Origin of the sequence: Sulfitobacter dubius, from assembly GCF_027214245.1 — a bacterium.
GTDB classification, from domain to species: domain Bacteria; phylum Pseudomonadota; class Alphaproteobacteria; order Rhodobacterales; family Rhodobacteraceae; genus Sulfitobacter; species Sulfitobacter dubius_A.
The window spans coordinates 496,970-517,390 of the sequence record NZ_JAPWHM010000005.1 but is presented as its reverse complement, the minus strand read 5'-3'; the positions used below and the strand labels follow the sequence as shown (position 1 = coordinate 517,390).

The following is a 20,421-nucleotide window of genomic DNA, read 5'->3' as shown; positions in this document are numbered from 1 at the left end:
TTTCTTCAAAAGAAAACGGGTCCGGTCCCTCCCAACGCACCCCTTTCAAGGATTTGAAAATGAACCAGGAACTGACAAACAACCCGTTCAACCCGCTGACGCCGCAAAAAGCGTTTGACGAAATCAAGGTCTCCTTGGCCTCGCCAGAGCGGATCCTCAGCTGGTCTTTCGGTGAGATCAAAAAGCCGGAAACCATCAACTACCGGACGTTCAAGCCCGAGCGTGACGGCCTGTTCTGCGCGCGTATCTTTGGCCCGATCAAAGACTACGAATGTCTCTGCGGCAAATATAAGCGAATGAAGTATCGCGGCGTTGTCTGCGAGAAATGCGGTGTCGAAGTGACGCTGCAAAAGGTCCGCCGTGAGCGTATGGGCCACATCGAACTGGCGTCGCCGGTCGCGCATATCTGGTTCCTCAAGTCGCTGCCCTCGCGCATCGGCCTGATGCTGGACATGACCCTGCGCGATCTTGAACGTGTTCTCTACTTTGAGAACTACGTCGTGATCGAGCCGGGCCTGACCGATCTTCAATACGGTCAGATGATGACCGAAGAAGAGTACATGGACGCCCAAGATGCCTATGGCATGGACGCTTTCACCGCCAACATCGGTGCCGAAGCGATCCGTGAAATGCTGGCCGCCATCGATCTGGAAGCCGAAGCCGAGACCCTGCGCGCCGATCTGAAAGAGGCAACAGGCGAGCTGAAGCCCAAGAAGATCATCAAGCGTCTGAAAGTGGTTGAGTCCTTCCTCGAGTCGGGCAACCGTCCTGAGTGGATGGTCATGACCGTGATCCCGGTGATCCCGCCAGAACTGCGCCCGCTGGTGCCGCTGGATGGTGGCCGTTTCGCGACCTCTGACCTCAACGACCTGTACCGCCGCGTGATCAACCGGAACAACCGTTTGAAGCGTCTCATTGAGCTGCGCGCACCTGACATCATCGTCCGCAACGAAAAGCGGATGCTGCAGGAATCCGTCGACGCTCTGTTCGACAACGGCCGCCGTGGCCGCGTCATCACCGGTGCCAACAAGCGCCCGCTGAAGTCGCTGTCCGACATGCTGAAAGGCAAGCAGGGTCGCTTCCGTCAGAACCTTTTGGGTAAGCGCGTCGACTTCTCGGGCCGTTCGGTCATCGTGACCGGCCCTGAGTTGAAGCTGCACCAATGTGGTCTGCCGAAGAAGATGGCGCTCGAACTCTTCAAGCCGTTCATCTACTCGCGCCTTGAGGCCAAAGGTCTGTCCTCCACCGTGAAACAGGCGAAAAAGCTGGTTGAAAAAGAGCGTCCCGAGGTTTGGGACATCCTTGATGAGGTGATCCGTGAGCACCCCGTCATGCTCAACCGTGCGCCGACACTTCACCGTCTTGGCATTCAGGCGTTCGAGCCCGTGTTGATCGAAGGTAAAGCGATCCAGCTTCACCCGCTCGTCTGCTCGGCCTTCAACGCTGACTTCGACGGTGACCAGATGGCCGTTCACGTGCCGCTCTCGCTGGAAGCCCAGTTGGAAGCACGTGTCCTGATGATGTCCACGAACAACGTTCTGTCGCCTGCAAATGGCGCACCGATCATCGTGCCGTCGCAGGATATGATCTTGGGTCTCTACTACACGACCCTTGAGCGCAAAGGCATGGTTGGCGAAGGCATGGTCTTCGGCTCCGTCGACGAGGTGCAGCACGCCCTCGACGCCGGTGCGGTTCACCTGCACTCGAAAATCAAAGCGCGGATCAAACAGATCGACGCCGAAGGCAACGAAGTGATGATGCGCTTTGACACGACCCCCGGTCGTATCCGTCTTGGTGCGCTTCTGCCACTGAACGCGAAAGCGCCGTTTGACCTCGTCAACCGTCTGCTGCGTAAGAAAGAAGTGCAGCAGGTCATCGACACCGTCTACCGTTATTGCGGTCAGAAAGAGTCGGTTATCTTCTGTGACCAGATCATGACCATGGGTTTCCGCGAAGCTTTCAAAGCGGGCATCTCCTTCGGCAAAGACGACATGCTGATCCCCGACACCAAATGGCCGCTGGTTGAAGAGACCCGTGAGCAGGTGAAGGACTTTGAACAGCAGTATATGGACGGCCTGATCACTCAGGGCGAAAAGTACAACAAAGTCGTCGATGCATGGTCGAAGTGTAACGACAAGGTCACCGAGGCGATGATGGGCTCCATCTCGGCCACCACGTACCACGAGAATGGGTCCGAAAAAGAGCCGAACTCGGTCTACATGATGGCCCACTCCGGTGCTCGTGGCTCGGTCACGCAGATGAAACAGCTCGGTGGGATGCGCGGCCTGATGGCGAAGCCGAATGGCGACATCATCGAGACGCCGATCATCTCGAACTTTAAAGAAGGTCTGACCGTTCTTGAGTACTTCAACTCGACACACGGTGCGCGGAAAGGTCTGTCGGATACCGCTCTGAAAACGGCGAACTCCGGTTACCTGACACGCCGTCTGGTGGACGTGGCGCAGGACTGCATCGTGCGTGAGCATGACTGCGGGACCGAAACTGCGATTACGGCTGAAGCAGCGGTTAACGACGGTGAGGTTGTCTCCTCGCTGGCCGAGCGTCTGCTGGGCCGTGTTGCGGCGGATGACATTCTCGTGCCCGGCACCGAGGATGTTCTGGTGCCTGCAGGTTCGTTGATCGACGAGCGCATGTCGGATGCCATCGACGAAGCCGGGGTGCAGTCCGCACGGATCCGCAGCCCGCTGACCTGTGAGGCCGAAGAGGGTGTCTGCGCCATGTGTTATGGCCGTGACCTTGCACGCGGTACGCTGGTTAACCAAGGTGAGGCTGTCGGCATCATCGCGGCCCAGTCGATTGGTGAACCCGGTACTCAGCTGACGATGCGGACCTTCCACATCGGCGGCGTTGCTCAGGGTGGTCAGCAGTCCTTCCTCGAGGCCAGCCAGTCCGGCAAAATCGTGTTCGACAATGCGCAGACGCTTGAAAACAGCGCCGGTGAAATGCTCGTCATGGGCCGGAACATGAAACTGTCGATCGTCGATGAGAACGGCGATGAGCGCGCCAGCCACAAGATCGGCTACGGCACCAAGCTTCACGTCAAGGAAGGCGACAGTGTGGCACGCGGCGACAAGCTGTTCGAATGGGATCCATACACCCTGCCGATCATCGCCGAAAAACCGGGTATGACCAAATACGTCGACCTTGTTTCGGGCATCGCGGTCAAAGAAGACACCGACGAAGCAACCGGCATGACCCAGAAGATCGTGATCGACTGGCGCGCGGCCCCCAAGGGCAACGAGCTTAAGCCCGAGATCATCTTGGTGGATGAAGATGGCGAACCGGTCCGCAACGATGCGGGCAACCCGGTGACCTATCCGATGTCGGTGGATGCGGTTCTGTCCGTTGAAGACCAGACCGAGGTTCAGGCCGGTGACATCATCGCGCGTATCCCGCGTGAAGGTGCCAAGACCAAGGACATTACCGGTGGTCTGCCGCGCGTGGCCGAACTCTTTGAGGCACGTCGCCCCAAAGACCACGCCATCATCGCAGAAATCGACGGCTATGTGCGCTTCGGTAAGGACTATAAGAACAAGCGCCGCATCGCGATTGAAAGCTCGGATGATCCGGACGTGAAGGTTGAATACATGGTGCCCAAGGGGAAACACATCCCCGTTGCCGAAGGTGACTTCGTGCAGAAGGGTGACTACATCATGGACGGCAACCCCGCGCCGCACGACATTCTGGCGATCATGGGCGTTGAGGCCTTGGCCGAATACATGATTGACGAAGTGCAGGACGTTTACCGCCTGCAGGGTGTGAAGATTAACGACAAACACATCGAAGTCATCGTGCGTCAGATGCTGCAGAAGTGGGAAATCCAAGAAAGCGGCGACACCACGCTGCTCAAGGGCGAACACGTCGACAAGCAGGAATTCGATCAGGCCAACGAAAAGGCCCTGTCGAAAGGTGGCCGTCCTGCCAAGGGCGAACCGATCCTGCTGGGCATCACCAAGGCGTCGCTGCAGACCCGCAGCTTTATCTCTGCCGCGTCCTTCCAGGAAACAACGCGCGTGCTGACCGAAGCTTCGGTTCAGGGCAAGCGGGACAAATTGGTCGGTCTGAAAGAGAACGTCATCGTGGGACGTCTGATCCCGGCGGGCACGGGTGGGGCAACCCAGCAGATGCGCAAAGTGGCGACAGACCGCGACAACGTCGTGATCGAAGCGCGCCGCGAAGAGGCCGAAGCCGCCGCCGCACTGGCAGCACCCACGGCCTCTGCGGATGACGACATCGTCGGCGGTGATGTGTTCAACACGCCGGTCGGTGACGACGAGAGCCGCGATTGATCGTCGCTCTGACCTGACAGTCAAAAGCCCCCGCAGTGAAAACTGCGGGGGCTTTTTTATGCGCGGTGCCGCAGCCTTGAATGCACATCGCCAGCGAGATGGCCGGGAATTTGCCGCCGTAGCCTTATATCCGCCACATAGTGGCAATAGGTTTGCGAAAGCTTAACCGTCGTAAGGTTCTTCAGATGACGTCTCGCATTCTACATATCGACGATGATCCGATCATTCTGGAATTGGTAAAGATGATCTTTTCCGACGACAGATCGCTGACCTTTGTATCCTGCCTGAACGCCCGCGATGCGCTGGCGGTGGTGAATGACCTGAAGCCCGATTTGATCATCAGTGATATCTCCATGCCCGATATGGGCGGTTTAGAATTGGCGCACCGCTTTGGCGAAAACCCCGCCATCGCCGGAACGCCGATCATCTTCCTCAGCGGGCGCACCCGCGATCTTGAGGTTTATGACGCCTTTCGCAATCTGGCCGCGACGGTGATGCAGAAGCCTGTCGAGCCGGGGTTGCTGCGCAGCACGGTTCGGAATCTGTTGGCCAGTCAGCAACAGCCCGTAGCGCAGGTGTCCAACCAGTAAGACCGGGCAACTGCGGCAGGGGCAGCCGTCGTACGTAGTCGCCATGCCGCATTTGAGGGGCGCCAAGCGGTGAACCTGCACAGCCCCCCGTTCTTGACAGCTCCCGTGCCCGCTGCCAGTCATTCGGGAGCGGTATCGATATAAGCCGCGCGGTTTATTCCCGGAGCGCTTTCATGTCCCCCAATACCATCGGCGCGCTGCTGATGATCGCCTCGATGGCCTGTTTCACGTTTAACGACACGCTGCTGAAAATGACCGACGGGGCGCTGCCGCTGTTTCAGCTTTTGTTCCTGCGGGGGGTGACGACCTCGGTCCTGATCTTGGCCCTCAGCCGCCAGCTTGGTCGGATTGATTTCCGGCTCCAGCCGCGGGATTGGCGGGTGATTGGCCTGCGCTCGGTGGCCGAGATTGCGGCGGCTTATTTCTTTCTCACCGCGCTGTTCAACATGCCTTTGGCCAATGTGACCGCGATCCTTCAGGTGGTGCCGCTTTCGGTGACGCTGGCCGCCGCGTTGGTGTTTCGGCAGGCGGTGGGCTGGCGGCGGTTGGTGGCGATCGGGATCGGTTTCTGCGGTGTCCTGCTGATCGTGAAGCCGGGCGCGGAAGGGTTCAACATTTGGTCGATCTACGTCTTGATAGCGGTGCTTTGCGTGACAGTCCGTGACCTGTCGACCCGCGCCTTGTCGCCTGCGGTGCCTTCCATGACCGTCACCTTGGTGACCGCGCTGTCGGTGATGACGGCGGCGGGGCTGGCATCTCTTAGCGGACCATGGGCGCCGGTGACCCCGTCGGTGGCGGCGCTGATCGGCGGCTCCGGGGTCTTTGTGTTGGGCGGCTATTTCTTTTCGATCCAGGTCATGCGGGTCGGCGATATCGGCTTTGTTGCGCCGTTTCGCTATACTGGCCTGCTTTGGGCGCTGCTGCTGGGCTGGGCGGTCTTTGGCGAATGGCCGGGAGCCTTGACCCTGACCGGGGCGGGGATTGTCGTGGCCACAGGGGTCTTTACCCTCTACCGCGAGCGGAAACTGAAAGCTCAGGCCGAAAAGACCCGCCGCACCTGATCACTGTCGATGGCGAAACGTTCCCGAAACAGCGCTTCGCCTTCGGCGTCTAGCGGCGCGACCTCCACATGCCGCGCAAGCCCTTGGCGCGAATCGTTGGAACCGTTGTGGCTGCGCACGAACATCGCCGCATCGGGAAAGCTCACGCAGGGCATAAACCGCGGCAGTTTCTCATGGGCGAAGTTCATGATGGTGACCGGGCTGCCGCCCTTCACATACATCGCCAAGGCCGCCACATTGAGGGGGCGGAACACTTCCGCCGCGCGGATGCCGCCCTGCCCGAACTCCGCGATATACCCTTTGGGCCAGTCGAAAGCGACCGAGCGTTGACCCTCCAAAAGCCCCGCGCTGTCCTCTACCGTACGCCGCAGCCGGGCAATGAAATCCACCGAGACCGCATCGTCATCGTCATAGCGGAATTGCAGGCAGGGTTCTTTGGGGTTGATCCGCGCGGCGTTCAGCACCTCTTTCATCACTTCGCGGTGCTGGCGGGGCGGCTCGCGGTGGATCACTCCTTGCGGCAAGTCGGAGAGGAGCGATTCGAGGCGGCGGGCGTGGTGGTCCGGGAACTGGTCTCCGATCACGAAGATCATTGAGAAATCCGGGTCTGTCTGGGCCTTGAGACAGGGCAGGGCGACGGCCTCAAGCAAGCGGAAGCGCTCTTCAAGCCGGGCTTCGTCATAGAGGTAGGCGATGCGTTCCTCGGTGGTGTCGTGACCCACCTGAAATCCACCAAGGGCGGGGTAAGAAAAACGGCACAGGCCGATGGCTTGCATGGTATTGCCCCTCAAGGAAAACTTGCGCGAATATGGCGACAGGGTGCGGCCGCTGGCAAGGGGGGTTAGCAGGGCAGGGGGCGGATAGCGCAGCCAGAGCACGCGATGCCCTGCTCTCGGCGGTGCCGGGCCGGGTGGTGCTGTTGACAGCCCCCGCGCAACGCTCTATACGCCCGCTATCTCGGAGGCGGAGGCCGCTCTGCCAGTCCGAACTCATAACTGAAGTGGTCACGATCCGGCCTACTACTGGCCCGATCCTCTGTTAACCCACCGCGTCGTTTTCCTCGGTACGGGAACGTTGCGGTCATTTTGCTTTGTGGACGCATGAAGTAACCGAATTTAGCCGCATGGGGGATCCCCCGTGTATGAAATCTGAGCGATACGGGGATATATCCGGAATGCCAACGATCCAACAGCTGATCCGCAAGCCGCGGCAGCCGAAAGTCAAACGTTCGAAATCCATGCACCTGCAGGAGTGCCCGCAAAAGCGCGGCGTCTGCACACGGGTTTACACAACGACACCCAAAAAGCCGAACTCGGCCATGCGTAAGGTTGCCAAAGTGCGCCTGACAAACGGTTTCGAAGTCATCTCTTACATCCCGGGCGAGAGCCACAACCTTCAGGAGCACTCCGTGGTTCTGATCCGCGGCGGTCGTGTAAAAGACCTTCCGGGTGTGCGTTACCACATCCTGCGCGGTGTTCTTGATACGCAGGGCGTTAAAGACCGTAAGCAGCGTCGTTCGAAGTACGGCGCGAAGCGTCCGAAGTAATCTCGCACAGGTGGGGCACGGCCCCGCCTTTCCACCCGATGTTCGGTGGGGCAGCGCCCCACCACCCGCCAAGAGGAAGACACTGACATGTCACGCCGCCACGCCGCTGAAAAACGCGAAGTCCTGCCAGACGCCAAATACGGCGATCTGGTTCTCACAAAATTCATGAACAACCTGATGATCGACGGCAAAAAATCTGTCGCCGAGCGTATCGTCTACAACGCGATGACCCGCGTCGAAGACAAGATCAAACGCGCCCCGATCGAAGTGTTCCACGAAGCGCTTGAAAACATCCAGCCGTCGGTCGAAGTTCGTTCGCGCCGCGTTGGGGGTGCCACCTATCAGGTGCCGGTCGAAGTGCGCCCCGAGCGTCGTCAGGCGCTGGCGATCCGCTGGTTGATCAAAGCCGCCCGCGCGCGTAACGAAAACACCATGGAAGAGCGCCTTGCTGGCGAGCTGCTGGACGCCGTTCAGTCCCGTGGTACCGCTGTTAAAAAGCGCGAAGATACGCACAAGATGGCCGACGCGAACAAAGCGTTCAGCCACTACCGCTGGTAATTTCAACGTCGCGCCCGGTTTCGGGCGCGATCTGTTCGTACTGACATTTTCGAGGAAGCAGCCCCATGGCACGCGACTATCCGCTCCAACGCTACCGCAACTTCGGCATCATGGCTCACATCGATGCCGGCAAGACCACCTGTTCCGAACGCATCCTGTTCTACACCGGCAAATCCCACAACATCGGTGAGGTGCATGACGGCGCCGCAACGATGGACTGGATGGAGCAAGAGCAGGAACGCGGCATCACCATCACCTCCGCGGCGACCACCACGTTCTGGCAGCGCCAGGAAGAGCCCACAGCCGATGCGACATCCGACACCAAGTACCGGATGAACATCATCGACACCCCCGGCCACGTTGACTTCACCATTGAAGTTGAGCGTTCGCTGGCGGTTCTCGATGGCGCGGTTGCCGTTCTTGACGCCAACGCCGGTGTTGAGCCGCAGACCGAAACCGTGTGGCGCCAAGCTGACCGCTACAAGGTGCCGCGTATCGTCTTCGTCAACAAGATGGACAAAATCGGCGCGGACTTCTTCAACTGCGTTCGCATGATCAAAGACCGTACAGGTGCCACGCCTGCACCAGTGCAGATCCCGATTGGTGCAGAGAACGAGCTGGAAGGCATCGTTGATCTGGTCACCATGAAGGAATGGGTCTGGTCCGGCGAAGATCTGGGTGCGGGCTGGGAACAGCGCGAGATCCGTGACAGCCTGAAGGACACCGCCGACGAATGGCGTGCTAAGCTCATCGAGACCGCGGTCGAGATGGACGACGAGGCGATGGAAAACTACCTGATGGATGGCGCCGAGCCGGACGTCGATACCCTGCGCAACCTGATCCGCAAGGGCACGCTGGCGATCAAGTTTATCCCCGTTCTCTGTGGTTCCGCCTTCAAGAACAAAGGTGTTCAGCCGCTTTTGAACGCCGTGATCGACTATCTGCCCAGCCCGCTGGACGTTGTCGACTACATGGGCTTCAAGCCCGGCGATGAGACAGAAACCCGTAACATCCCGCGCCGTGCGGATGATGACATGGCGTTCTCTGGCCTTGCGTTCAAAATCATGAACGACCCCTTTGTTGGTTCGTTGACCTTCACCCGCATCTACTCGGGCGTGCTGAAGAAGGGCGATACCCTTCTGAACTCGACCAAGGGTAAGAAAGAGCGCGTCGGTCGTATGATGATGATGCACTCGATCAACCGCGAAGAGATCGAAGAAGCCTTTGCGGGCGACATCATCGCGCTTGCTGGTCTGAAAGACACCACCACAGGTGACACGCTTTGTGCTGCCAACGATCCGGTGGTTCTGGAAACCATGACCTTCCCCGATCCGGTGATCGAGATCGCGGTTGAGCCGAAAACCAAGGCTGATCAAGAAAAGATGTCTGCAGGTCTGGCCCGTTTGGCCGCCGAAGACCCCTCTTTCCGCGTCGAAACCGATCTGGAATCCGGTCAGACCATCATGAAGGGCATGGGCGAACTTCACCTCGACATCCTGGTGGACCGTCTGAAGCGCGAATTCAAAGTTGAAGCGAACATCGGTGCGCCGCAGGTGGCATACCGTGAGACGATCAGCCGCGAAGCCGAGATCACCTACACCCACAAGAAGCAGTCGGGTGGTTCGGGTCAGTTCGGTGAAGTTAAGATGATCCTGATGCCGACCGAGCCGGGCGAAGGTTACTCCTTTGAGAGCCGTATCGTCGGTGGTGCCATTCCCAAGGAATACATCCCGGGCGTGGAAAAAGGGATCAAGTCGGTACTGGACTCCGGTCCGCTGGCGGGCTTCCCGGTCATCGACTTCAAGGTTGCTCTGATCGACGGTAAGTTCCACGACGTTGACTCCAGCGTTCTGGCCTTCGAAATCGCCGCCCGTATGGGTATGCGCGAAGGCATGAAGAAAGCTGGCGCAAAGCTGCTGGAACCGATCATGAAGGTCGAAGTTGTGACACCGGAAGAGTACACCGGCGGCATCATCGGTGACCTGACATCCCGTCGGGGTCAGGTGCAGGGTCAAGACACGCGCGGCAACGCCATCGCGATCGACGCCTTCGTACCGCTGGCGAACATGTTCGGCTACATCAACACGCTGCGTTCGATGTCTTCCGGTCGTGCGAACTTCACCATGCAGTTCGACCACTACGAGCCTGTGCCGCAGAACATCTCTGACGAGATTCAGGCCAAATTTGCATAACCGGGATGGCGGGGTGAACCCCGCCCTACCCAATCTGTAGGGTGGGTTTTTAAGCCCACCACCCAACATCTAAAGGAGCCAACACCATGGCAAAGGCAAAGTTTGAACGTAACAAGCCACACGTCAACATCGGCACAATCGGCCACGTTGACCACGGTAAAACCACGCTGACCGCGGCGATCACCAAATACTTCGGTGACTTCCAAGCGTATGACCAGATCGACGGTGCACCCGAAGAAAAGGCCCGCGGCATCACCATCTCGACCGCACACGTTGAGTATGAGACCGAAGCACGTCACTACGCCCACGTCGACTGCCCCGGCCACGCTGACTATGTGAAAAACATGATCACCGGTGCGGCTCAGATGGACGGCGCGATCCTGGTTGTGAACGCCGCCGACGGCCCGATGCCCCAGACCCGCGAGCACATTCTGCTCGGCCGTCAGGTTGGCATCCCCGCCATGGTCGTCTTCATGAACAAAGTTGACCAGGTCGACGACGAAGAGCTGCTTGAGCTGGTTGAGATGGAAATCCGCGAGCTGCTGTCTTCCTACGACTATCCCGGCGACGACATCCCCGTTGTGCCCGGTTCCGCTCTGGCGGCGATGGAAGGCCGCGATGAGGCCATCGGCGAAAACGCGATCCGCAAGCTGATGGAAGAAGTCGACAACTACATCCCGACACCAGAGCGTGCTGTTGACCAGCCGTTCCTGATGCCCGTCGAAGACGTGTTCTCGATCTCTGGTCGTGGTACCGTTGTGACCGGCCGTGTTGAGCGTGGCGTGATCAACGTTGGCGACGAAATCGAGATCGTCGGCATCCGCGACACCAAGAAAACCACCTGCACAGGCGTGGAAATGTTCCGCAAGCTGCTGGACCGTGGTGAAGCAGGCGACAACATCGGCGCGCTGCTGCGTGGCGTTGAGCGTGACGGCGTTGAGCGCGGTCAGGTTCTCTGCAAGCCCGGTTCCGTGAACCCGCACACCAAGTTCGAAGCCGAAGCCTACATCCTCACCAAAGAGGAAGGTGGCCGTCACACGCCGTTCTTCGCGAACTACCGTCCGCAGTTTTACTTCCGTACAACTGACGTGACCGGCACCGTTCAGCTGGCAGAAGGCACCGAGATGGTCATGCCCGGCGACAACGTGTCCTTCGGCGTTGAGCTGATCGCACCGATCGCCATGGAAAATGGTCTGCGCTTCGCGATCCGTGAAGGTGGCCGTACAGTTGGCGCCGGCGTCGTTTCCAAAATCACCGAGTGATTTTGGGCGGGGCCTTCGGGCCTGACGTCTGAGAGATTTGAAAGGCCGCAGCGTTTGCTGCGGCCTTTTGCTTTTGTGGGGGAGGGGGCTTTTTGTGAAGCTTCCGGAAGATGGAAAGCTAGAGGTAGTTTTCGGTGGTGATTGAACGTTGGCGGGGTGCGCTGTCACGCCGTGGCCGGCGTGACTTTGCGCACTGGTTCTAAAAACACGGGGGGTTTTAGAACCCTCTTGCCACCTGTTGCGATTCCCTCTATAGGACGCCCATTGAACCGGGGTGCGTTAGACGCGCCCCGTTTGATTTAATACCAAGGCGCGATGAGGGGGCCGGATGAGCCTGCTTCCTCCAATCCGTTAGAATCCCAAAACAAGGGATATGCATATGGCCGTTCAAAGCCAGAACATCCGCATTCGCCTCAAGGCGTTTGACTACCGGGTGCTCGATGCCTCCACTCAGGAAATCGTCAGCACCGCCAAGCGCACAGGCGCTTCGGTTCGCGGTCCCATTCCGCTGCCGAACAAAATCGAGAAATTCACCGTTCTTCGTGGTCCCCACGTTGACAAGAAATCCCGTGACCAGTTCGAAATCCGCACGCACAAGCGTCTGCTGGATATCATTGATCCGACCCCCCAGACCGTGGACGCGCTGATGAAGCTCGACCTCGCCGCTGGCGTGGATGTCGAGATCAAGCTGCAATCGTAAGCCGGGAGGGTAATCATATGTTGCGCTCAGGCGTTATTGCAAAAAAAGTCGGCATGACCCGGCTGTTCATGGAAGACGGCAAGCAGATCCCTGTGACCGTTCTTCAGTTGGACAAGCTTCAGGTTGTCGCACAGCGCACCGCAGACCGCGACGGCTACACTGCCGTTCAGCTCGGTGCAGGTTCGGCGAAAGCCAAACGCACAAGCCAAGCCATGCGTGGCCACTTCGCAGCAGCGAAAGTGGAACCCAAGCGCAAGGTTGCTGAGTTCCGCGTCGATGCGGAAGCGATGCTGGAAGTCGGTGAGGAAATCATCGCCGACCATTACTTCGCAGGTCAGTACGTTGACGTTGCAGGCACTTCGATCGGTAAAGGTTTTGCCGGTGCGATGAAGCGTCACAACTTCGGCGGTCTGCGGGCGACACACGGTGTTTCCATCAGCCACCGTTCGCACGGCTCCACGGGCCAGTGTCAGGATCCCGGCAAGGTTTTCAAAGGTAAGAAAATGGCCGGTCACATGGGCGCTGCCCGTGTCACCACGCAGAACCTCGAAGTCGTCAAGACCGACAGCGCGCGTGGCCTGATCATGGTCAAAGGTGCCGTTCCTGGCTCCAAAGGTGGCTGGGTCACCGTTAAGGATGCGGTTAAAAAGCCGTTCCCCGAAGACGCGATTCTGCCCGCCGCTCTGAAATCCGCCGCTGAAGAAGCCGCGAAAGCCGCCGAAGAGGCAGCCGCCGCAGCCGCAGCAGAGGCAGAAGCCGAAGCCAAGCGTTTGGCCGAAGAGCAAGCCGCACAGGAAGCCGAAGCGCTGAAAGCCGCAGAAGCTGAAATCGCAGCTGAAGGTTCGGATGCCGACAATTCCGATGCCGATGCTGACAAGAAAGAAGGTGACGCATGAAACTCGATGTCATCAAACTCGACGGTGGCAAAGCCGGGTCCGTAGACCTGGACGAAGCACTGTTCGGCCTTGAGCCGCGTGCCGACATCCTGCACCGCGTCGTGCGCTGGCAGCGTAACAACGCGCAGCAGGGTACGCACAAGGTCAAGACCCGGTCCGAGACCAGCTACTCGACCAAGAAGATCTATCGCCAAAAAGGCACCGGCGGCGCACGCCACGGTGACCGTAACGCGCCGATCTTCCGTAAGGGTGGTATCTACAAGGGTCCAACCCCGCGTAGTCACGGCCACGAGCTGACCAAAAAGTTCCGCAAGCTGGGCCTGCGCCACGCGCTGTCCGCTAAAGCAAAAGCCGGTTCCTTGGTCATCATCGACGAAGCCACATCCGAAGGCAAAACAGCCGCTCTGGCCAAACAGGTGTCGAACCTGGGTTGGAAGCGCGCGCTGGTCATCGATGGCGCTTCGGTCAACGAGAACTTCGCACAGGCCGCGCGCAACATCGAAGGGCTGGATGTCCTGCCGTCGATGGGCGCAAACGTCTATGACATCCTCAAGCGTGACACTCTGGTGATCACCAAAGCGGGGATCGAAGCATTGGAGGCACGCCTGAAATGAGCGCCAAGCATGAACACTATGACGTGATCCGCAAGCCGATCATCACCGAGAAAGCAACCATGGCGTCCGAACAGAACGCTGTCGTTTTCGAAGTGGCGATTGAAAGCAACAAGCCGATGATCAAAGAGGCCGTTGAGGCGCTCTTTAACGTCAAGGTGAAGGCCGTGAACACGTCCATCACCAAAGGCAAGGTCAAGCGTTTCCGGGGTCAGATGGGCCGCCGGAAAGACGTGAAAAAGGCTTATGTGACGCTCGAAGAGGGCAACACAATCGACGTATCCACCGGGCTGTAAGCTTTCGGTTTGGTATTTGGGAAAGGCCTCCGCATTGCGGGGGCCTTTTCCGTTGTGGCGGGTGGCCCTTTGGGGATCACACATATGATTTCCCGACGAAGGGTGCCCCCCCCCCGGCAGCGGGCCGTAGGCGCTGGCCTTTCGGTTCCGTGGGAAGCTTTGCTGCATGGGCCGTTTCCGGCCTAAATGACGCTATGCAGCGGCAAAAGGCATCGGGGGCGTTGCTTGCGGCGCGCTTTCCTCTACAAGACCTCGGAGAACGACAAAAAGCAGGTCTATGTCCCACGAAAAATCTACCCCCGGCGCGTCTGCGGACGTGTCGAACGCGCGCGACTGGGTGCGCGTGCTGGCCCGCTACCGCGAGCCAAGCACTTGGCGCAGCAGTTTTGAACTGGCGATCACGCTCGGGCCGTTTGTCCTTCTTTGGGCACTGGCTTGGTGGGCGTTGTCGATCAGCGGCTGGCTGACACTTGGCATTTCGCTGGTGAATGCCGGCTTCCTGCTGCGGCTCTTTGCGATTCAGCATGACTGCGGCCATGCGGCCTTTTTCAGCAGCCGTCGCACCAGCGATTGGGTGGGCCGCGTGCTGGGGGTGCTGACACTGACGCCCTATGACGTTTGGCGCCGGACCCATTCGATTCACCATTCCTCGGCTGGGAACCTTGGCCGTCGAGGGATTGGCGATATTCACACACTCACCGTTGCAGAGTATCGCGAGCTGGGGCTGCTTGGGCGGTTGCAGTACCGTCTCTACCGCAATCCGGTCGTGCTTTTTGGTCTTGGGCCGAGCTACCTGTTTTTTGTGCAGAACCGCGTCCCGCTGGGGCTGATGGCGCAAACCCGTTATTGGTTCAGCGCGATGGGCACCAACCTGACGATCCTCGCAGCACTTGCGGTGATCTTCTATTTCGGGGGGATCATGCCCATTCTGCTCATCTTCGTCCCCAGCACCCTTTTGGCGGCCACGGCGGGCATGTGGCTGTTCTATGTGCAGCACCAGTTCGAGACGACCCATTGGGAAGAGAACGAAGCGTGGGATTTGCATGACGCGGCCTTTCATGGTTCGTCGCATTACATCCTGCCTCGGCCCTTGCAGTGGCTGAGTGCCAATATCGGCATTCACCACGTGCACCACCTTTACAGCCGTATCCCGTTCTATCGCTTGCCCGAGGTGCTGCGCGATCACGTGGCACTTGCCGAAGGGAATCGGATGACGATTCGCGAAAGCCTCGCCAATGCGCGGCTGCATCTGTGGGATGAAAAGAGCAAGCGCCTGTTATCATTCGCACAGGCGCGCCGCGCCGCTTAAGCCCTAACATATCGCTGATGTAAGACCCCCGCTCCGGCGGGGTTTTTGCGTTTTTAGGGGGTGGCATTACCCATGAGCGATCCCGGCGAGGCCCGCTTCAATCAAGTGGCGATCCATAAAAAGTTCCGAAAAAATGCTATCAATTTTCTTGGAACAGAGCGGAAAGCTGCCGGTTGTCTCACCGTGGAAGACGGGGTGCTGGGCGCCTCAACTATCTTAAACGAATACGGGAGAGACCTAATGATCTATACCAAAACACTCATGGCCGGCGTATCCGCCGTTGCCCTTTTCGCAGCCGCTCCGGTTCTGGCGCAGGACGCAACGGAGAACGTCGAAGAGACCATCGAACGCAACGCCGAAGCCGAAGCCGAGATGGAAGCAGAAGCTGAAGCCGAAGTTGAGGGTGACGCAGCCGCGACCGCTAATGTAGCCGGCGGCCAAGTGGTTGTTGAGCAGGAAGACGCCCAAGTTGATGTGACCGTGCCCGAGCCCGATGTAAACGTTTCGCAGGACGCTCCCGTGGTGACGGTTGAGCAGGGCCAGCCCGAAGTAACCGTAGCCGTGCCCGAGCCGACCGTTCGCGTGCAGCAGCAGGCGCCGATCATCACCGTTGAGCAGGCACAGCCGCAGGTGACCGTGCGTATCCCTGAGCCGGTCGTGACCGTGCAGGTTCCCAAGCCGCAGGTTGATGTGGAAACAGGCGAGCCGATCGTTGATCTGGAGCAGCCCGAACCCGTCGTGAAATTCGTGCGCCCCGAGCCGAAAGTGACCATCGAAGAAGCCGAGCCGCGCGTGACTGTTGAGCAGGCCGAAGCCAATGTGAACGTGGCTGAATCCGAAGAAGCCCGCGTCGCTGTTGAGCAGGAAGAAGCCAACGTGAACGTGCAGCAGGGTGAAGACGCGAATGTCGTCGTCGAAGAAGCCGAAGCGCCTGAGGTCAACGTTGAAGGTGCCGAAGGCGCCGAGATCAACGTCGAGCAAGAGCAAGCCCGCGTGCTGATGGAAGACTTCAATGCTGACGAGCAAGGCAATATGGCCGAAGAAGACCGCGCGCGCTATCAGGAAAACGTGCAGCGTCTGCCGATCTTTAACCTGACCGCCGAAGAACTGACCGGCCGCAGCGTCGCCACCGAAACCGGTGAAGACGTTGGTGAGATCGACTTTATAGGCGTCCGTGGCGACACCGTTGTTGCGATCATCGGCGTTGGCGGATTCCTTGGGATGGGCGAAAACGAAGTCGCCATTCCGGTTGAGAAGCTGATCATGCGTGAAGACGAAGTGATCGTCCCCGGCGTCACCGAAGAGCGTCTGGAAAGCATGCCGGAATTCAACGAAGCAGAAGTTGAAATCCTTGACCCCGGTATGCGTCTGGCCGAGAGCATTGGCCTTGACTAATACCCGCTTTGGGTAATCGGTAAACCTACAGAAGAAGGCGCTTCGGCGCCTTCTTTTCTTTTGTGCGGGCAGGGGAGAGGAATTTCGTCATGCCCACTGGACGGGCAGAATTGAACCTGTTAGGTCGCCACATCGGCTCAAGCCCCGGATTCGTCCGGGGTTTGGCTATTTGAACGATCCCGGTGGATGGGATGCCTGCCTCGCAAGAGATTTAAGCCCGCCCACCACTCCTACAGGGGACCTTCGGGGCCCTACAACCAACGCGCTTTCATCTTGATGGATGCGTGCCAAGCAAACGGAAGACAGAGAACATGGCACTCAAGTCGTACAAACCGACGACGCCAGGCCAGCGTGGACTGGTACTGATCGACCGTTCGGAGCTGTGGAAAGGCCGCCCGGTCAAAGCCCTTACTGAGGGTTTGACCAAATCTGGCGGTCGGAACAACACCGGACGAATCACAATGCGTCGTACAGGTGGTGGTGCAAAGCGCCTCTACCGTATCGTTGATTTCAAGCGTAACAAGCTGGACATGTCCGCTGTTGTCGCGCGGATCGAATATGACCCCAACCGGACCGCTTTCATCGCACTGATCCAGTACGAAGACGGCGAGCAGGCCTACATCCTGGCCCCCCAGCGTCTGGCCATCGGCGACAAGATCATCGCCGGCGCCAAAGTGGACATCAAACCCGGTAACGCGATGCCTTTCTCGGGCATGCCAATCGGTACGATCGTCCACAACATCGAGATGAAGCCCGGCAAGGGCGGTCAGATCGCACGTGCCGCCGGCACCTACGCCCAGTTCGTGGGTCGTGACGGTGGCTACGCTCAGATCCGTCTGAGCAGCGGCGAGCTGCGTCTCGTGCGTCAGGAATGCATGGCCACCGTTGGTGCCGTCAGCAACCCCGACAACTCCAACCAGAACTACGGTAAAGCGGGCCGCATGCGTCACAAGGGCATCCGTCCTTCTGTACGTGGTGTGGTGATGAACCCGATCGACCACCCGCACGGCGGTGGTGAAGGCCGGACCTCTGGTGGTCGTCACCCGGTTACTCCTTGGGGTAAGCCGACGAAGGGTGCCAAGACCCGCAACAAGAACAAAGCGTCCAGCAAGCTTATCATCCGCTCGCGTCACGCCAAGAAGAAGGGGCGTTAATTCATGGCTCGTTCAGTATGGAAAGGTCCTTTTGTTGACTCTTATGTCCTCAAAAAGGCAGAGGCTTCCCGCGAGGGCGGCCGTAACGAAGTGATCAAGATCTGGTCGCGCCGCAGCACGATCCTGCCCCAGTTCGTGGGTCTGACGTTTGGCGTGTACAACGGTCATAAGCACATCCCTGTTAACGTCAGCGAAGACATGATCGGTCAGAAGTTCGGTGAGTACTCCCCGACTCGGACCTACTACGGTCATGCCGCCGACAAAAAAGCGAAGCGGAAATAAGCCATGAGCAAGGATAAGAATCCCCGCCGCGTGGCAGACAACGAAGCAATGGCAAAACTGCGCATGCTTCGCACCAGCCCGCAGAAACTGAACCTGGTTGCAGCTCTGATCCGTGGCAAGTCCGTGGACAAAGCGTTGACCGACCTCACCTTCTCCAAGAAGCGGGTCGCGCAGGACGTGAAGAAGTGCCTTCAGTCCGCGATTGCCAACGCCGAGAACAACCACAACCTGGACGTCGATGAGCTCATCGTGGCCGAGGCCTATGTCGGTAAGAACCTGACCATGAAGCGCGGTCGCCCACGTGCCCGTGGCCGTTTCGGCAAGATCATCAAGCCGTTTGCCGAGATCACGATCAAAGTGCGTCAAGTTGAGGAGCAAGCCTGATGGGTAACAAAGTCAATCCGATCGGTATGCGCCTTCAGGTGAACCGCACCTGGGACAGCCGCTGGTACGCCGACACCAAGGATTACGGTGATCTTCTTCTCGAAGACCTCGCAATCCGCGACTTCATCAAGAAAGAGTGCCACCAAGCTGGTGTTGCCCGTGTGATCATCGAACGTCCGCACAAAAAGTGCCGCGTCACGATCCACACAGCACGCCCCGGTGTCATCATCGGCAAGAAAGGCGCGGACATCGAGACGCTGCGCCAGAAGATCGCCAAGATGACCAAGTCGGAACTGCACCTCAACATCGTTGAGATCCGCAAGCCCGAGCTGGACGCACACTTGGTTGGTGAAAGCATTGCACAACAGCTGGAGCGCCGGGTGTCTTTCCGCCGCGCCATGAAACGTGCCGTGCAGAACGCCATGCGCATGGGCGCACTGGGCATCCGCGTGAACCTCGCGGGTCGTCTTGGTGGGGCCGAAATCGCGCGTACCGAATGGTACCGTGAGGGTCGCGTGCCGCTGCACACATTGCGTGCCGACATCGATTACGCACATGTCGAAGCGGCCACCGCTTACGGCATCATCGGGATCAAGACATGGATCTTCAAAGGCGAGATCATGGAACATGACCCCGCCGCGCGTGACCGTAAGGCACAGGAACTCCAAGATGGCCCAGCACCTCGCGGTGCCGGCGGTCGTCGCTAAGGGGGAATGAGAAATGCTTCAACCAAAGCGTACTAAATTCCGCAAGCAGTTTAAGGGCTCGATCAAGGGTCTGGCAAAGGGCGGGTCTGACCTGAACTTTGGCACCTACGGCCTGAAGGCACTGCAGCCGGAGCGGGTTACAGCCCGTCAAATCGAAGCGGCACGCCGCGCCATGACGCGTCACATGAAACGTCAGGGCCGTGTCTGGATCCGCATCTTCCCGGACGTTCCGGTCACCTCCAAGCCCGTCGAAGTTCGTATGGGTAAAGGTAAAGGTTCCGTCGACTTCTGGGCAGCCAAGGTCAAGCCGGGCCGTATCATGTTTGAAATCGACGGTGTCGGTGAAGACGTGGCACGCGAAGCTCTGCGTCTGGCAGCCATGAAGCTGCCGATCAAGACCCGGGTTGTCGTCCGCGAGGACTGGTAAGCCGCACGCCCCGCGAGGGGTGGGTAAGAGGAATGAACCCCCGTCGAGCGATCGGCGGGGGTTTTTCTTTGTTAGACCAGCGCGTCGGCCTCAAGATCAAGCCAAAGCTTTCCATCCCGGTAGCCGCCTTTGATCAGGTGTCCCGGCTCTGCGATTTCCGGATGGGCGTCCGCCCAATCGCGGAACTGATCGCGGCTGACGACCTGCCCGCCGTAGTCTCGGGCGGATTGGAGTATATAGGGGTCCGCGGGCGTGCCCTTTGGGACGACCATCACCCGGTCCACCGGCAGGTCAAGTTGTCTGCTCAGCGCCTTGTCATGTTGATAGCGACCCGCGAGCAGATAGCCCGCGTTGGCGTCAAACACGACGCCGGGGGAATAGCCCCTCATGCGTAACTCATCCACAACGTCCCGGACCGCATTCATGTCCGGCGCGCCGGTCTTCCAATGCATGACGTTGGAGCCGTCGACGATGATCCATTTTGTCCGCTGCTGATGCGCGCCGCGGAAAGACCGGAGCAGAAGGATCGCACTGGCGATAACGCAAAGCGCCCCGAGCAGGCTGAAGTCCCCATAGCCCGGCGTGGATGCGGCTGCGGTTGTAAAAGCGAGCGATATAACGAGCAAAAGGAACGGGACAAACATCGGCAGGGATACTCAAATAAATCTAAAGGTTGAATGTTCACCAATCGGGCAGGCGGGGCAAGCAGCACCTGCAACGCTGGCCAATGCGCTTTATTCT

At 59.0% G+C, this 20,421-nt stretch carries 20 protein-coding genes; 18 read left to right on the top strand and 2 right to left on the bottom strand.

All coding sequences use genetic code 11. The features are described from left to right. Positions 1-59: 59 nt before the first annotated feature. The 3 genes from rpoC to O4H31_RS15525 all read left to right on the top strand — a co-directional run bounded on the left by rpoC (position 60) and on the right by O4H31_RS15525 (position 5,961). Positions 60-4,310: a DNA-directed RNA polymerase subunit beta' gene (gene rpoC, locus O4H31_RS15535; RefSeq protein ID WP_269347180.1), complete on the top strand. Its 4,251-nt coding sequence runs from the start codon at positions 60-62 to the stop codon at positions 4,308-4,310. Between the two features lie 185 nt (positions 4,311-4,495). Beyond that, positions 4,496-4,900 carry a response regulator gene (locus O4H31_RS15530; RefSeq protein WP_269347178.1) on the top strand — a complete coding sequence of 135 codons (405 nt, stop codon included), beginning with the start codon at positions 4,496-4,498 and terminating at the stop codon, positions 4,898-4,900. A gap of 173 nt (positions 4,901-5,073) precedes the next feature. After that, complete coding sequence (locus O4H31_RS15525) at positions 5,074-5,961, top strand: DMT family transporter (RefSeq protein ID WP_269347176.1); 888 nt, start codon at positions 5,074-5,076, stop codon at positions 5,959-5,961. Here the strand turns inward: O4H31_RS15525 and O4H31_RS15520 are convergent. Then, a complete protein-coding gene (locus O4H31_RS15520) occupies positions 5,934-6,737 on the bottom strand; it encodes a putative rhamnosyl transferase (protein ID WP_269347175.1) in 804 nt (267 codons plus the stop codon). The genes O4H31_RS15525 and O4H31_RS15520 overlap by 28 nt on opposite strands. 398 nt (positions 6,738-7,135) lie before the next feature. On the opposite strand from O4H31_RS15520, the gene rpsL reads away from it, so the two are divergent. From rpsL to rplP, 15 genes are all read left to right on the top strand, one after another. Further along, the gene (gene rpsL, locus O4H31_RS15515; RefSeq protein WP_007118826.1) at positions 7,136-7,507 is read left to right on the top strand and encodes a 30S ribosomal protein S12; all 372 of its coding nucleotides are present in this window, start codon (positions 7,136-7,138) and stop codon (positions 7,505-7,507) included. Positions 7,508-7,594: 87 nt separating this feature from the next. Continuing rightward, positions 7,595-8,065 (top strand): 30S ribosomal protein S7, encoded by a 471-nt coding sequence (rpsG, locus tag O4H31_RS15510; protein WP_067267956.1) that lies wholly within the window; start codon positions 7,595-7,597, stop codon positions 8,063-8,065. 65 nt (positions 8,066-8,130) lie between these two features. Beyond that, the gene (gene fusA / locus O4H31_RS15505; protein WP_269347169.1) at positions 8,131-10,257 is read left to right on the top strand and encodes an elongation factor G; all 2,127 of its coding nucleotides are present in this window, start codon (positions 8,131-8,133) and stop codon (positions 10,255-10,257) included. Between the two features lie 86 nt (positions 10,258-10,343). Then, positions 10,344-11,519 (top strand): elongation factor Tu, encoded by a 1,176-nt coding sequence (gene tuf / locus O4H31_RS15500; RefSeq protein ID WP_269347167.1) that lies wholly within the window; start codon positions 10,344-10,346, stop codon positions 11,517-11,519. Positions 11,520-11,898: 379 nt separating this feature from the next. Further along, positions 11,899-12,219, top strand: a complete 321-nt coding sequence (gene rpsJ, locus O4H31_RS15495) for a 30S ribosomal protein S10 (RefSeq protein ID WP_067267998.1) — start codon at positions 11,899-11,901, stop codon at positions 12,217-12,219. Between the two features lie 17 nt (positions 12,220-12,236). Beyond that, positions 12,237-13,115, top strand: a complete 879-nt coding sequence (gene rplC / locus O4H31_RS15490; protein WP_007118831.1) for a 50S ribosomal protein L3 — start codon at positions 12,237-12,239, stop codon at positions 13,113-13,115. Beyond that, positions 13,112-13,729 carry a 50S ribosomal protein L4 gene (gene rplD / locus O4H31_RS15485; protein WP_067622160.1) on the top strand — a complete coding sequence of 206 codons (618 nt, stop codon included), beginning with the start codon at positions 13,112-13,114 and terminating at the stop codon, positions 13,727-13,729. Before rplC ends, rplD begins: the two co-directional genes overlap by 4 nt. Then, positions 13,726-14,022, top strand: coding sequence for a 50S ribosomal protein L23 (locus O4H31_RS15480; RefSeq protein WP_007118833.1), 297 nt, complete (start codon positions 13,726-13,728; stop codon positions 14,020-14,022). The genes rplD and O4H31_RS15480 overlap by 4 nt, the downstream gene beginning before the upstream one ends. Before the next feature lie 277 nt (positions 14,023-14,299). After that, positions 14,300-15,331, top strand: coding sequence for a fatty acid desaturase family protein (locus O4H31_RS15475; protein WP_269347162.1), 1,032 nt, complete (start codon positions 14,300-14,302; stop codon positions 15,329-15,331). 240 nt (positions 15,332-15,571) lie between these two features. Beyond that, positions 15,572-16,726 carry a PRC-barrel domain-containing protein gene (locus O4H31_RS15470; protein WP_269347160.1) on the top strand — a complete coding sequence of 385 codons (1,155 nt, stop codon included), beginning with the start codon at positions 15,572-15,574 and terminating at the stop codon, positions 16,724-16,726. Positions 16,727-17,037: 311 nt separating this feature from the next. Next, positions 17,038-17,880 (top strand): 50S ribosomal protein L2, encoded by an 843-nt coding sequence (gene rplB / locus O4H31_RS15465; protein WP_067625855.1) that lies wholly within the window; start codon positions 17,038-17,040, stop codon positions 17,878-17,880. 3 nt (positions 17,881-17,883) lie between these two features. Further along, a complete protein-coding gene (gene rpsS / locus O4H31_RS15460; RefSeq protein ID WP_007118838.1) occupies positions 17,884-18,162 on the top strand; it encodes a 30S ribosomal protein S19 in 279 nt (92 codons plus the stop codon). Positions 18,163-18,165: 3 nt separating this feature from the next. Further along, positions 18,166-18,546 (top strand): 50S ribosomal protein L22, encoded by a 381-nt coding sequence (gene rplV, locus O4H31_RS15455; RefSeq protein WP_067267968.1) that lies wholly within the window; start codon positions 18,166-18,168, stop codon positions 18,544-18,546. Continuing rightward, positions 18,546-19,253, top strand: a complete 708-nt coding sequence (gene rpsC / locus O4H31_RS15450) for a 30S ribosomal protein S3 (protein ID WP_174859664.1) — start codon at positions 18,546-18,548, stop codon at positions 19,251-19,253. The genes rplV and rpsC overlap by 1 nt, the downstream gene beginning before the upstream one ends. Before the next feature lie 13 nt (positions 19,254-19,266). Then, positions 19,267-19,680 (top strand): 50S ribosomal protein L16, encoded by a 414-nt coding sequence (gene rplP / locus O4H31_RS15445; protein WP_007118841.1) that lies wholly within the window; start codon positions 19,267-19,269, stop codon positions 19,678-19,680. A gap of 71 nt (positions 19,681-19,751) precedes the next feature. Here the strand turns inward: rplP and O4H31_RS15440 are convergent, their stop codons facing one another. Continuing rightward, positions 19,752-20,324, bottom strand: coding sequence for an NYN domain-containing protein (locus O4H31_RS15440; protein ID WP_269347153.1), 573 nt, complete (start codon positions 20,322-20,324; stop codon positions 19,752-19,754). Between the last annotated feature and the right edge of the window lie 97 nt (positions 20,325-20,421).